This window comes from Peribacillus sp. FSL K6-5616 (genome assembly GCF_038008245.1).
Classification (GTDB): Bacteria; Bacillota; Bacilli; order Bacillales; family DSM-1321; genus Peribacillus; species Peribacillus frigoritolerans.
Map to the genome: position 1 here is coordinate 89,064 of NZ_JBBOYT010000002.1, position 14,451 is coordinate 103,514.

Annotated in this window: 11 protein-coding genes and 1 tRNA gene; 9 read left to right on the forward strand and 3 right to left on the reverse strand. The window is 38.3% G+C overall.

All coding sequences use genetic code 11. The features are described from left to right. The first annotated feature begins 11 nt into the window (after window positions 1-11). From MHB45_RS27135 to MHB45_RS27155, 5 genes are all read left to right on the forward strand, one after another. Window positions 12-2,444: a GcvT family protein gene (locus MHB45_RS27135; RefSeq protein ID WP_048883412.1), complete on the forward strand. Its 2,433-nt coding sequence runs from the start codon at window positions 12-14 to the stop codon at window positions 2,442-2,444. A 26-nt stretch (window positions 2,445-2,470) separates the two neighbouring features. Continuing rightward, window positions 2,471-3,622: an N-methyl-L-tryptophan oxidase gene (gene solA, locus MHB45_RS27140; protein ID WP_048883410.1), complete on the forward strand. Its 1,152-nt coding sequence runs from the start codon at window positions 2,471-2,473 to the stop codon at window positions 3,620-3,622. 76 nt (window positions 3,623-3,698) lie between these two features. Continuing rightward, on the forward strand, window positions 3,699-4,847 hold the full coding sequence (locus tag MHB45_RS27145) for an aromatic ring-hydroxylating oxygenase subunit alpha (RefSeq protein WP_048883409.1): 1,149 nt from the start codon (window positions 3,699-3,701) through the stop codon (window positions 4,845-4,847). Window positions 4,848-4,980: 133 nt separating this feature from the next. Continuing rightward, complete coding sequence (gene yumC, locus MHB45_RS27150; RefSeq protein WP_048883407.1) at window positions 4,981-5,970, forward strand: ferredoxin--NADP reductase 2; 990 nt, start codon at window positions 4,981-4,983, stop codon at window positions 5,968-5,970. Window positions 5,971-6,415: 445 nt separating this feature from the next. Continuing rightward, a complete protein-coding gene (locus tag MHB45_RS27155; RefSeq protein ID WP_161802095.1) occupies window positions 6,416-6,574 on the forward strand; it encodes a hypothetical protein in 159 nt (52 codons plus the stop codon). Window positions 6,575-6,777: 203 nt separating this feature from the next. Here MHB45_RS27155 and MHB45_RS27160 read toward each other — a convergent pair. From MHB45_RS27160 to MHB45_RS27170, 3 genes are all read right to left on the reverse strand, one after another. After that, window positions 6,778-6,848, reverse strand: a tRNA-Cys gene (locus tag MHB45_RS27160). Window positions 6,849-7,180: 332 nt separating this feature from the next. Further along, window positions 7,181-7,978 (reverse strand): carbon-nitrogen hydrolase family protein, encoded by a 798-nt coding sequence (locus MHB45_RS27165; protein ID WP_048883401.1) that lies wholly within the window; start codon window positions 7,976-7,978, stop codon window positions 7,181-7,183. 23 nt (window positions 7,979-8,001) lie between these two features. Continuing rightward, entirely contained in the window at window positions 8,002-9,270 is a 1,269-nt protein-coding gene (locus tag MHB45_RS27170) for a sigma-54 interaction domain-containing protein (RefSeq protein WP_053111032.1), read from the reverse strand. Here MHB45_RS27170 and MHB45_RS27175 point away from each other — a divergent pair. The 4 genes from MHB45_RS27175 to MHB45_RS27190 all read left to right on the forward strand — a co-directional run bounded on the left by MHB45_RS27175 (window position 9,215) and on the right by MHB45_RS27190 (window position 14,443). Beyond that, entirely contained in the window at window positions 9,215-10,099 is an 885-nt protein-coding gene (locus MHB45_RS27175) for a carbon-nitrogen hydrolase family protein (RefSeq protein WP_161802093.1), read from the forward strand. The genes MHB45_RS27170 and MHB45_RS27175 overlap by 56 nt on opposite strands. A gap of 53 nt (window positions 10,100-10,152) precedes the next feature. Further along, window positions 10,153-11,505: an APC family permease gene (locus MHB45_RS27180; RefSeq protein WP_340908182.1), complete on the forward strand. Its 1,353-nt coding sequence runs from the start codon at window positions 10,153-10,155 to the stop codon at window positions 11,503-11,505. A 312-nt stretch (window positions 11,506-11,817) separates the two neighbouring features. Continuing rightward, window positions 11,818-12,438, forward strand: coding sequence for a recombinase family protein (locus tag MHB45_RS27185; RefSeq protein WP_340908183.1), 621 nt, complete (start codon window positions 11,818-11,820; stop codon window positions 12,436-12,438). Window positions 12,439-12,970: 532 nt separating this feature from the next. Next, a complete protein-coding gene (locus tag MHB45_RS27190; protein WP_340908184.1) occupies window positions 12,971-14,443 on the forward strand; it encodes an alpha/beta fold hydrolase in 1,473 nt (490 codons plus the stop codon). Window positions 14,444-14,451 lie beyond the last annotated feature (8 nt).

Genomic DNA, 14,451 nt, shown 5'->3' on the forward strand with positions numbered 1-14,451 from the left:
GTCGGAGAGTTATGGGACAAAAGAAAATTGTCATCATAGGTGCAGGTGTTGTTGGATGTAGTACAGCCTATTATTTAAATAAAATGGGGCAGCGAAACATAACTGTTATTGAACAAGGACCGTTATTTGAAACAGGGGGATCCACATCGCATGCTCCAGGGCTTGTGTTTCAACTTGGTTTTTCCAAAGTGCTGACAACTTTGGCCTCTCAAACAGTAGAAGCGTTCAAAGAGTTAAGTCATGAAGGTCAACCTTCTTTCTATTCGGTAGGAAGTCTTGAAGTTGCAAATACTCAGGAACGTTTAGACGATTTGAAACGAAAAGCAGGCGTTGCAAAATCATGGGGAATGGAGACTTTTGTTCTTTCACCAGAAGAATGTGCCCAAAAAAACCCGTTACTCAACTCGGATAACATTTATGGTGGTCTGTATGTACCGTCAGATGGAATTGCCAAACCTCTTCGGGCCGTTGACCAAATGGCTCATTTCTCTAAATCTTGTGGAACTAAGTTTTATGGTCACACAGAAGTTACGGACATCGAGGTAGTGGATGACCAGGTAAAGTCAGTGGAAACAAGTGCAGGACGATTTGAAGCGGACTTGATTATTTGCTGTGCCGGATTCTGGGGACCTCGCATTGGAGAAATGGTAGGGGTCACCATTCCTCTTCAACCAATCGCTCATCAATATGTATTTTCGAATGACTTACAAGAACTAGGTGCTGAAACCGAAGAAGTATCAATGCCGATTATCCGTCATCAGGATAGTGCCATGTATTATCGCCAAGTATTCAATGGGATAGGAATTGGTTCTTATCAACATCGAGCATTGCCTGTTGAGGTCAGTGAAATTACAAAATATGGCGAAGCGAAAGAAATGCCATCTGTAAAGCCTTTTACACCTGAAGATTTTGAAAAGCCATGGGAAGATGCTCAGGAACTCATTCCTGCATTAAAACAAGCCGGCGTGAAAAGAGGAATAAACGGGATATTCTCCTTTACACCAGATGGGATGCCACTACTAGGAGAATCACAAAAAGTTCGTGGTTTTTGGGCGGCAGAAGCTATATGGGTAACGCATTCTGCCGGTGTTGGGAAAGAAATGGCTGAATGGATTGTAAATGGAGCACCAACCCTGGATTTGGAGTTGTGTGATATTAATCGTTTTGACACTTATGCACAAAGCCCCGCTTATTATAAGAAACGCTCCATTGAAAATTATGAAAAAGTATACGATATTCATCATCCGTTCATGCAGCCGGAATCATCACGAGACATGCGTGTAAGTCCATATTATATGCGTCAACAATCATTAGGGGCTTATTTTAACGAAAAATCGGGCTGGGAACAGCCACAATGGTTTGAAGCAAATGATTCGCTTGTTGCAACATATGAAAAAAACATCTTGGAGCGCAAAGGGTGGGCTGCCCAGTATTGGTCACCAATCATCGAAGCTGAACATCTGCATACTCGTCAATATGCTGGACTTTATGATGTGACAGCAGTCAAAAAACGGTTGGAAATAAGTGGAGAAGGAGCGCTTGAGTTTCTACAACACCTCACAACAAGCACAATTGATATTCCAATCGGACAGGTGACGAGTACACTGATGCTTCATGAATTAGCTGGTATAAAAGATGAAATAAAAGTGATTCGTACCGCAGCTTCAACATTCTTTGTTCTTTGCACAGGAGCAGTTGAAGCTAGCTGGATTAAAAAACAAGTACCTGTATCCAGCCGGGTTGTGATCCAAGATCTAACGAACGGAATGTGTGGTCTTAGCGTAATAGGTGGTAAGGCGAGCGAAATAATGAATTCTCTTGATTCCCAGGCTTTTGTTAAAAGTGAATGGGAGATTGGACAAGCCAAAGAAGGATTTATCGGGAATGTTCCAGTTCTCGCAGTGTACGATTCTTATGGCGGAACAGAAAGATGGGAGCTATTCACAACATCCGATCAAGGATTAAAGTTATGGGATGTTTTATTTGAAGCAGGACGCCCCTATCAGATCATTGCTGCAGGAGATCGTGCACTTGAAAGTCTTCGAATCGAATCACTTTCACTAAGAAATGGTAAGGACTTTTGGAGTGAACATAATCCTTATGAAGTAGGACTCGACCATTTGGTCGACCTTAACAAACCAACTTTTATTGGGAAACAAGCATTGCTTGACCGCAAGGCAAATGGACCTAACCTATTGTTAACTCCATTACTACTGGATGATCCTTCAATGGTTGTTATGGGGTATGAACCAGTATTTGATGAAGATAAGGTAGCTGGTTTTGTAACAAGTGCTGGCTATGCATACAACTTTGGTAAGGGGATTGTGTATGCCCTGTTATCACCTGAAACTGTCCATAAAAGTAGCCAATTGAGTATTGAATACTTTGGAAAACGCTATACAGCAACAAGAATGACCCAATCCGCTGTGAGGGCTCATCAATAAAATCAAAACAGCCAGGAGGATTATATATGTCAACACATTATGATGTTATTGTTATCGGATTAGGAGCCATGGGCAGTACAGCTGCTTATCAATTAGCAAAGAGAGGTCAACGTGTTCTGGGCCTTGAGCAGTTTGGTCCCGCACATGATCAAGGATCCAGCCACGGCGGGTCACGAATCATTCGACAATCTTATTTTGAAGATCCAGCTTATGTTCCATTATTACTTCGTGCCTATGAATTATGGGATGAGATTAAGAGAGAAAGCGGGGAAGAGATTATGACGGTTACGGGAGGATTAATGATGGGGCCTCCAGATAGTTTAACTGTATCCGGCAGTATTAAAAGTTCGAAACAGTGGGACCTTGCTTACGAAGTGCTGGAGGCAACTGATATTCGCGGACGTTTCCCGGTGTTTAACCCATCACCTAACACAATCGCATTATACGAAGAAAAGGCTGGGTTTGTCAGACCAGAACGTAGTGTATACACCCATCTTCTTCATGCAGAGAAGCATGGTGCCGACCTTCGATTCTTCGAATCTGTTCAATCGTGGGAAGCACACCCTTCTGGTGAAGGTGTCCGTGTTGTAACAAATAACGGGACATACGAAGCTGGAAAAGTGGTCATTTCTGCAGGAGCCTGGGCACCACAAATTTTGAAAGACTTAGGGGTAAACTTACAAGTAGAGCGTCATATTCAAATGTTCTTTGAGCCAACAAGAGGAATTGAGCCGTTCCGTGTTGGAAATCAACCGATTTATATATGGGAAGCAGATGACAATGTACAATTATATGGTTTCCCTTCTGTAGGAATAGGTGCAGAAGGAGCAAAAGTCGCCTTTTTCCGTAAGGGAAAACCATGTACACCAGAAACCATTGACCGAAACGTGCATAGCGATGAAGTGGACATGATGAGAGAGTATCTGGCCCAAGGCATTCCACAATTAAACGGTCGCTTTTTACAAGGAAAAACATGTATGTATACAAACACACCGGATGAACATTTTGTAATTTCTGCACATCCCAATCATCCGCAAGTGGCAGTTGCAGCAGGATTTTCTGGACATGGATTTAAGTTTGCAAGTGTTGTAGGGGAAATATTAGCAGATTTAGTGATAGATGGAAAAACAAATCATCCCATTGATTTATTCAGCCCGCAGCGTTTTGCCTATCAGTAAGTTTTTGACAATAGATAAAACACCTTGTGTCAGACTGACGTTACATGATTCCAAAAGGACCAAGGAGGAATAATAGATGGCAATGGATCAGAGTATCTTAAATGATAAAGGAAAAGTCAGATCTACCTTAAAAGGAGAATTTTATACATCCCCGGAAGTTTTTGAACTAGAAAAAAAGAATATTTTTGCGAAATCTTGGCTTTTCGTTGGCTATGAGTATGAGGTAGCGGAACCAGGTCAGTACATTACAACGAAGGTTGAAGGCGAAAATATTCTGATTGTTAGGGGTAAAGACCGTGTGCTGCGATCTTTCTTAAATGTATGCCGTCATCGTGGAGCAACACTCTGCAGTGACCCTTCAGGAAAGACAGGCATCATCCGATGTCCATATCATTCGTGGAGTTATGGACTTGACGGTTCCTTGCTGGGAGTACCAAAATCGAGTGAATGCCGTGAAGAGTTAATAAATAATGATACTTACGGTTTAGAAGAAGTGAACCTACAAACATGGCACGGTATGATCTGGCTGAATTTTTCTGAAAATCCAATGCCGGTTGAACAACAATTAGACTCACAAATTTTTGATCGCTTCGGCGAACTTGAGACATTCGGTAGATATCAAATTCAAAATCTAAGAGTCGCACATCGCAAAGAGTATGATGTGAAAGCAAACTGGAAGATCATTGTAGAAAACTTTCAGGAATGTTACCATTGTTCGGCCATTCACCCTGAACTGACAGCGGCACTTCCTGAATTCAAAACAGGTATTGGAACACAAAATGCAGTCGGTATAGGGGCAGATTTCAATGAAAATTTGGAGGCATTCTCCATAACTGGAAAAGGAAATCGACCAATGTTAAAAGGGCTGCTTCCTGAAGATGACCGTATCTATTATGGAATGACCATTATTCCTCATGTATTCATCAACTTAACGCCGGATCATGTGATCACTCACCGGATCATTCCGATTAGTACGAATCGATCGATTGTGATTTGTGATTGGTTATTTGATCCGGATGAAATGGCCAAACCAGATTTTGATCCAATGGACGCAGTTGAATTATTCCATCGCGTAAATGAGCAGGATTTCGAAGCTTGTCAATGGTGTCAAGAAAACATGGGATCAAAAGCATACAGAGATGGTGGAATCTTAGTTCCGATTGAACATCATGTTTCCCGATTTTACAATTACGTTTTAGAGTCAATCGGTACGGTAGTCGAATAACAGATACTTATAAAATGGTGAGGTAAAAAAAGGCACCTGCTGAGAACAGGTGCCTTTTATGAATCCAACAGTTGAATTGGTGGAGTACGGTTACTATTGTTATCAAGATAACTATTAAAATGGGGGGATATGTGTGAAAGAAGACACTAAAGTATACGATATAACAATCATAGGTGGTGGACCTGTAGGATTGTTTACTGCTTTCTATGGTGGAATGCGTCAAGCGAGTGTGAAAATAATTGAAAGCTTGCCGCAACTTGGTGGGCAACTTACAGCATTATATCCTGAAAAGTACATTTATGATGTTGCTGGATTCCCTAAGGTCCGAGCACAAGAATTAATTAATAATTTAAAGGAGCAAATGGCTAAGTTTGAATCAACAATCTGCCTTGAACAAGCTGTAGAAACGGTTGAAAAACAAGTAGATGGGGTATTTAAATTAACAACAAACAATGAAGTGCACTATTCAAAAACGATTGTGATTACTGCTGGGAACGGTGCATTTCAACCTCGAAAAATTGAACTTGAGGAAGCTGCTCATTTTGAGAATAGTAACCTCCATTATTTTATAAATGACCTGAATACATTTGCTGGACAAAGAGTACTGGTATGTGGAGGCGGAGATTCAGCAGTGGACTGGGCTCTTATGCTTGAACCGATTGCCGAAAAAGTATCACTAGTTCATAGACGAGATAAGTTCCGTGCTCATGAACATAGTATTGAAAATCTTTATAACTCAAAAGTGGACGTACGTACTCCTTTCATTCCAAAGGAATTAACTGGTGGTGAAAGAATTGAGCAAGTAGTTTTAGAAGAAGTAAAAGGAAATCGTAAAGAAATATTGGATGTTGATAATGTTATTGTGAACTATGGATTTGTTTCTTCATTAGGACCCATCAAAACCTGGGGTCTAGAAATCGAGAAAAATTCTATTGTCGTAAATAGCAAAATGGAAACAAACATCGAGGGAATATATGCTGCTGGAGACATTTGTACATATGAAGGCAAAGTGAAGCTAATCGCAAGTGGTTTCGGAGAAGCACCTACTGCCGTTAACAACGCAAAGGCATATTTGGATCCGAAAGCACGTCTCCAACCACTTCACAGCACAAGTTTGTTTTGAAATCCGTGATTTCATTTTATAAAAAAATCAAAAGATGATAAAAACTAATAATTGTTTACAGTAACAGAAAACAAATTGAATTTTAAAAAAACTCCTATATATATATACATTATTAGAATATGGTGGTGTGTCACGCAAGCTCCCCCCTTAGATATTTTCGTCTAGGAAGAATCATTTCTTAATGAAATGGTTCTTTTTTTGTAATTAGCTTAAGCAGATGATGGGGGGGCACGAAGCCATTTACGGATATTCGACGAATGGTAAAACCTGATTACTCAGGACTTTCCTGGTTATATGGAGTCTCGCTGCTTGTGACAACGAACAGGAAATGGTCATCAAACCTGAAAGGGTAGATGTACAAGAAAAAAAAGAGGTGCAAAAGACTACACCAGAAGACAATGTGCCATCTTACAAAGCACCAAGGTATCATATATATGGAGGTTGGATGAACGATGAATCTTATATACTTATCAAAAGTGACGATGCCGGTGGTGAGGATAGATCCAAGTTTACACTGGAAAAAATCCCGAAAAAGGGAAAAGGGAAAATCCTAAAGCCAGTTATCAGAATCAACTGGATCAAAACTAACCGGTATAATATCTAGAACAAGACTTCTTTTCTAACCTTAGAACTAAATAAAGAAAAAACCGAAATAACTGTCACGTTACCAAATGAAAAGTCCGTTACATATAAAGAAGCAGAAATGGAGCCGCAAGAATTTAATCCCGATTATGAGTGGGAGGAATGAAACCACAGTATAACGAAAAATAAAAAGACACCTCTGGAACCGTAGGAGGTTTATTTTAGAGGCGGCAATTGGGATCGAACCAATGATAAAGATTTTGTAGACCTTGGCCTTACCACATGGCTATGCCGCCGTATATTTCCATCACTTTATGTTTAGTATCAGCTGTACTAAAAAACGAGTTACCGTCAGACTATTATTGGAAAAATATGATTTTTCACTTGATCTGCGGAAGATAGCTATGGAGACGGGTAGTGAAGCAAGTTAAATTGATGGTGGAGAATACGGGCTTTTAGTAAATCAGTAAAGCCCTTTTATAAAAGAAACATGCTTTACTTGCATAAAAAGCACTAATAGGCTAATCATAATTGCTATATTAAGTAACACGTACCTATCGAGGGAAATCCTGGTAGTGTATTTTCACTTGGTTGCCCACCAAATTAACTCCACCCAAGTGTCTTTGGTTTATAAACCATGACCGCGATAAAACTCCGGCCTTCTGTTGGACAAATAATTCAAAATTCCTTTCGACCGTTCGTTCTCTTCTAAATCAATTTCAACCACAGGCAGTATTTCATTGTTACCTGCCTTGTATACTGTTTTCCCATCCGGTGCAACCACCTGACTTTCACCAAAAAAGATGTTATCAATATGCAACCCGACTTTATTTGTCACTGCAGTAAATAGATGGTTTTCAATAGCCCTAGAATGAACAAAAGCATGTTGATATATTTGGTAGGGAACCATATTGGCGGACAAAATAAAGATGATCTCTGCGCCTTGCAGTGCCAGCAATCGCGCCATTTCGGGAAACTCGAGATCATAGGTGATCAATAAACCGAACTTGCCTTCCGGAGCCTCAATCACTTCACAGCGATCTCCTGATGTAAAGTGCTTTTGTTCTTCATGATAAAGGTGCGTTTTTCTATACACATCGACAATCTCTCCGTTTTTATTAATAAAAACAGCCGAGTTATATAGACAATCTTCTTGTTTTTCTGGAAATCCAAAGATGACGCCTATTTGATACTCCTTCGCACAGGCACAAATTGCTTGCATACTCTCTCCTTCGACTGTTTCCCCAAAATCTTTAATTTGTTCATTCATAATATACCCTGTTAAAAACAATTCCGGAAACAGCACATAATCTGCATGTTTTTGTTTTGCTTCTTTTATCGTTTCTAAAGATCTTTTCAAGTTGTATCCTTTATTCAACAGTTCACACTTTAATTGGGCAAGTGCTATACGAAGTGTCCTGGCCATTTTACTATCCTCCTATAGTCAGATCAATTTTCACTATTATATTTTTTTAGTTTTTTTGATTGATCAACATTTAAGTACCGAGCCGTTTTATATGTGTTTTGAAAGACATGATAAGTTTGTAAAATAAGATCCTTTTCTAACGCTTCTTTTGCTTCTTTTAAAGAAGAAAAGGAAGCGGCGTTCCGATAGCGATCAGGATTGTAGGTGAAAGGAGGCGGGTTGCTTTCCTTGCCATCATGGGATGGCGTATCTAAGACTGACAAATTGGTAACCACAAGCCTTTCTATTGTATTCTCCAGCTCCCGGACATTTCCTGGCCAATCAGAATCCATAAACTCTTCCAACAATTGCTGATCCAACATGTAGTTTCGGTTATATTTCCGATTGAAATTATGCAAGAAATTTTGAGCAAGTTCAGGGATGCTCTCTTTCCTCTCTCTTAAAGGCGGAATAGTTAATGGAATTACGTTTAATCGATAAAATAAATCTTCTCGAAACAGTTGCTTTTCGACTAAAGTGGAAAGGTTTTTATTTGTTGCTGCGATGAGACGAACATCAATCATTTGAAACGTCGTCCCTCCCACTTTCCGAATTCGATTTTCCTGAATAACATCAAGTAATTTAGACTGAGCATTCAGCGGTAATTCTGCTATTTCATCAAGAAAAATGGTTCCCTTTTCAGCTGCTTGAAACAAACCTGTTTTCCCTTTATTTTTTCCTCCTGTAAATGTGCCGGCTTCGTATCCAAACAGCTCAGACTCCACCAAATTTTCAGGCAGCGTACTGCAATTGATGGAAATGAAAGAACCTTTATTCCTTGTGCTCTTTTGATGTATCAGTTTGGCAATCGCACTTTTGCCAACTCCTGATTCTCCCAGCAGCAAAACGGTAGAATTAACATCAGATACCTTTTCAATGATATTGATGATTTTTTGCATGGACGGGGAATTAATAATCAACTCGGATACTGGTCGTTTTTGCTTGGAGACCAACAAATTAACGTTCGATAAATTAATAAAGGTAACCAACTTGTTTTTCTTTGAAGCATCATGAAGTAAAAGAGAAATGGAATGAACGATCACACTTGTCCCCTGCAGAGTTTGAAGAAGCTGGACGTCTTGCTTTAGGTCATATCCTCCAAGAAAAAGGTCTTGCCATTTCACATGGGAAAAGTTAATTCCTTCTGCTAGCAGATGGCTGCTTTCTTCCAGCACTTTACTCATATCTCCAAACATTTTGATAATTATCCCATGGTCATTTAGTAAACAGCTAAAACTATTCCTTTGCTCCAATAGTTGCCCACTCCTTTCAAAGAAAATTAAAATTTCATTAGCACAGTTCCAACCAAAGCTAAAAGATAAACAAGGGAATTCACAAAAAATAGAAGCCTATATGAAGGAAGCCAAAACAGCTGGGGCCGATGTGATTGTGTTTCCAGAGTTGGCTTTGACAGGTTATTTGTTAAAAGATGATGTTAGCAAATTTGCGGAAGAGGAGAACGGTCCAAGCATTCGATCATTACAGGCAATTTGCAAAGAGTTGTCGCTCGCACTGGTTCTTTCCTTTCCTGAAAGAGAAAAGGAGTTTTACTATATATCTGTTCTTTATATTGATGAAAATGGAGACATTCTCGGAAAGTATCGAAAAACACATTTATTCGATACGGAAACAGACTATTTTTCAAGAGGAACGGATTACCCTGTTTTTTCTACCAAGTTTGGAAAAGTGGGGATGATGATCTGTTATGACCTTGAATTTCCGGAAGTGGCAAGAATTTTACGAACAAGCGGAGCTGAAATTCTCTTTATTACCACAGCCAATATGAAACCATACGAAGAAGCCCAATCCATTTTCTTAAAAAGCCGGGCAATTGAAAATGAAATACCTATTGCCATTTGTAACAGAATTGGAAGAGAAGAAGAGTTAGAGTTTTTCGGTAGCAGCATGATTGTTGACCATACAGGCCGTGTGATGGTTGATGCAAAAGGTAAGGAAGGTATCGTTTCCGAGAACATTGACGTAAAACCCAAAAAAGATCCCCGGTTGAATTATATTGGCAATGTGAACAAACAAATCTACTCAAAATTGACCAATTTACATCAAACGTCTACCCAATCTTAAAAACAGTCTCTTCTAAAAGAACAAGGCTATTTAAACGAAAAGGAGGATTTTAAATGGAAAAGAAACGGGTTTCATTTAAACGAAAATTAACATTGTCGCATGTTATATTATTTGGCCTTGCTTACATGACACCGATGGTTGTCTTTGGGACATATGGGGTAATGGCTGAGCTAACAAAAGGGATTGTACCTGTTGCCTATATCATTGCTTTAACCGCCATGCTCTTCACTGCTTACAGCTATGGTGAAATGGTGAAAGCCTATCCTGTTTCAGGATCCGCTTATACGTATACAAGGAAATCAATTAGCCCGCAACTCGGCTTTCTTATAGGCTGGTCCGTTTTATTGGATTATTTATTTTTGCCGATGGTAATCTGGCTGATTGGAAGCGTTTACTTGAACGCCGTTTTTCCATCTGTTCCATCTTGGGTATGGATCGTTGCCTTTATAGTGCTCACCACAACGATTAATTTAATTGGAACAAAAGTGATGAAGAATGTAAACCTTTTAATGATGGCTTTTCAATTGCTTGTTCTTTTCCTATTTTTGGTTTTGTGTTCCGTGAATATTATCCAAGGCACGGGAGTAGGAACGCTGTTTTCTATGGAGCCATTTATGAGCGGTGATGCATCGTTCTCCCTATTATTGGCAGGAGCCTCTGTTGCTTGCTACTCATTTTTAGGGTTTGATGCAGTTTCCACTCTTTCAGAAGAAACGATCAATCCGAAAAAAACAATTCCAAAAGCGATTTTGCTCATTACGTTTATCGGTGGAGGGATTTTCATCTTCTCCTCCTACTTTCTTTATCTTGTTTTCCCCCACTATACAGAATTTCAAAATATTGATTCCGCAGCTTTTGAGATTGCCCGTCTAATTGGTGGAAATTTATTTAGTGCCCTTTTCCTCGCAGGATTAATCATTGCACAATTTGCTTCCGGTTTAACAGCTCAAACAAGTGCGGCTCGTCTTATGCTCGCAATGGGAAGAGATTCTGTTCTTCCAAAAAAGCTTTTTGGATATATTCATCCAGCATCCCATACACCAGTGTTTAATTTATTTTTTATAGGCTGTATTGCTTTATTAGCTTTGACCTTTGATATTACGACCTCGACTTCTTTTATTAACTTTGGAGCTTTTGCTACTTTTATATTTGTAAATCTTTCTGTCATTGCCCATTATTATGTGAAAGGAAAAAAACGCGGAGGGAAACATTTTGTGCTTTATTTACTCTTACCAGCCATCGGAGCTTCCCTTGATATTTGGTTGTTTTTGAACCTGGATAAAAACGCTTTAATACTTGGCAGTCTCTGGGCAGCTATCGGTTTTATTTATTTGCTGTTCTTAACAAAATTTTTTAAAAAGCAACCGCCTGAAATAAATTTTGAAGAAGCGGAAGAAGCAGTTTAATTTATAAATTATATTGAAAATAATTTGGCGATAGAAAATTCATTGTTTTTTATGAAAGAGGGTATCCCATATGGTACACCCTGTAATACTCGAAAAACAGATTGAAGTTGTTCGGTTGAGTTGTTCAAAGTAGTTACATACCCCGTTCGTAAAAGTGCACTTTTACGAACGGTTCTTTTTTTTATAAAATCAACTCATTTTCACGTTCGTTAAAGTTAAAAAACACTTTATGAACGTTCGTGATTTTCCATACACTTTTACGAACACTTTTGGTAGAATAATAGGAAAGTAAGTAGAAAAAGGAGTAAAAAGATGGAAGTTCGTAAATTCGGATACATAAGAGTTAGTAGCAAAGATCAAAATGAAGGACGTCAACTTCAGGCCATGAAAGAAAAAGGATTAGATGAACGAGATATCTTCCTAGATAAACAAAGTGGGAAAAACTTTGACCGGGCTCAATATCAATTGTTAAAACGTATGATCCGGAAAGGGGATGTCCTATATATTCATTCACTCGATCGTTTTGGCCGGAACAAGGAAGAAATTCTACAAGAATGGAATGACATCACGAAAAATATCCAAGCAGATATCGTGGTCATGGATATGCCATTGTTGGACACTACACAATTTAAGGATAGCCTAGGTACATTTATCGCTGATTTAGTTTTACAAATACTATCCTGGATGGCGGAAGAGGAACGGGACCGTATACGAAAACGGCAACGTGAAGGAATTGATGTAGCTCTACAAAAGGGTGTGCCTTTCGGCAGACCGAAAGCTCAAGTAACGGAAGAGTTTAAAGAAGTCTATGATTTTTGGAAAGCAGGAGAGATGACAGCCGTTAAAGCCATGGCGGAATTAGGTGTTAAAAAGACGACTTTTTATAAGTTGGTTAAGGAATATGAAAGTGACTTTAAAAAAGTCACTATATAATAGAAGAAACTCGTCAAAAAAAGTAGCTTTTTCCACGGGAGAAAGGGGAGGCGGTTGTATTTTTTAGTACCAGAAGTGGCTCGGCATTATTACTGAGTTGAGGTAAAGGTTTCTGATGAGCAATTATATATTTAATTGAATAGTACTATAGTATTCAATTAATGGGATTTACGAACACTTTTCAAATTTATAGAAGTTATTCTTCAGGTAGGTGATTGCCTTTTTTTATTGTAGTAAGTGTACAGGGACAGGTTAACAAAAACTTTATTTATATCGCCGTATATAGAAACCTTTTTGATAAACATGCGAAAATGATAAAGGCTAGTAAAATATTATGAATTGATGTGAATAAGGTTGTGTTAGCGTAGGTATTTCGGATTTGTTTTTGTAGTATTTATATTTTATACAATATTTGACTATTGCTGACTAATCAGGTTAAAATGTATGAACTAACGTTCGTTTATCCTCAATTAAAAATAGGTCGACACTGCCATTTACCTATAATGGGTTAAACATAGAAGGAGTAATCAAAGTGGGAAGAACAATAGCAAATTTATTTAAAAGATCATCTAGTCAAAATCAATACGCTGTTATTTTTATTCATGGGTTTACTGGTCACCATGAAGATACTTGGAGAAAAGATAGAAATTCTACTGGATTAATAGAAGCAGTCATACATGATAACGAATTAAGAGGGTTTGATGTTTATTCTTTTGGTTACGGTACTGGTTTATCTATTAAACAATATGACTTTAAGGCGGTTGCAGGATTATTGTATTCAAAAATTCAAGCAGATATTCCAAATCATAATCTAATTTTTGTAACTCATAGCATGGGAGGCTTAGCTGCACAGCAATATATTCTAGATCGGTACGAAGTTTTTGACAAACAAAATTTAAATAAAATTAAGGGAATTGTATTTTTAGGGGTTCCTTTTGAAGGGTCAAAATGGGCTAAAATTCCTTTTAACAAGCAAATAAAATCTTTAGGAAAAGATAATCAGTTACTTTTAGATTTAAGAAAGAATTGGCAAAAATATGTTACTAGAGGTGGTATTGCTTCACTTTCTTTGGATCTGCAATATAATTTTCATAGATTATCCATTATAGGTGTACGAGATGGAGTCGTAACTCCTGATTCCTCAAACCCTTTTCACATTGATGCTGAGCATGTTTTTGAAGTGGATGATACTCATACTTCTTTATGTAAAGGTGATGAGAGAAGTCCGACTTTTAAACATATTAAGAAGTTACTAGTAAACATTATCAATGAAGATAAAGGAACGATGATTTTAGGAATTAATGGCTATGATAAACGAACAATAGAAGGTGCAGACTATACAATCGATTGGAGTGATTATTTTGATATTACTTCAAAACCAAGAAAACTTCCTGACATTAATGCATGGGAAAGAGACTTAATTCCTACCATTAAACCAGCTTTGGATATGTGGAATGAGAAGTGGGCTCATAAAGGCGGGAAGATACGTTTTTATGGTAAGTTTTGCTTAACAGGGGGTTTACTGGTTGGCGGCAGATTCTCGCGGACTAAAGGTGTAAAGCTAGAGGTCGAACATTATTCCGCAATTTGGAAAGGAAATGATTCAGATCCCTCATTTAAAGCTACTCCAAATTACTCGGTTGGAAATAGTGATGAAAGCAATACAGCAGTAGTGATTTTAAGTGTTACAAATAATATTCAAAATCAAGTAAAGGATTTTCTTTCAGGATTAGCTGATACTCAATACAAACAAATTGTTAACATACTCCCACCGAATGGCACGGGACAAGAAAGTATAAAAAATGAAAGACAAGCAGTGGCATATGCAATTAAAGTAAAAGAAACAATCGATTCTTTACAATCTCAAGGGATAAAAGAGGTTTTAATGTTTATTAATGCTCCACTAAGTTTGGCTGTTATTACTGGACATTGGTTAACTGCTACATGTCCAATTCAAACGTTTGAGTATGATGGAACAGGTTATGTTCATTCCTGTAAAATATAAATTTATTG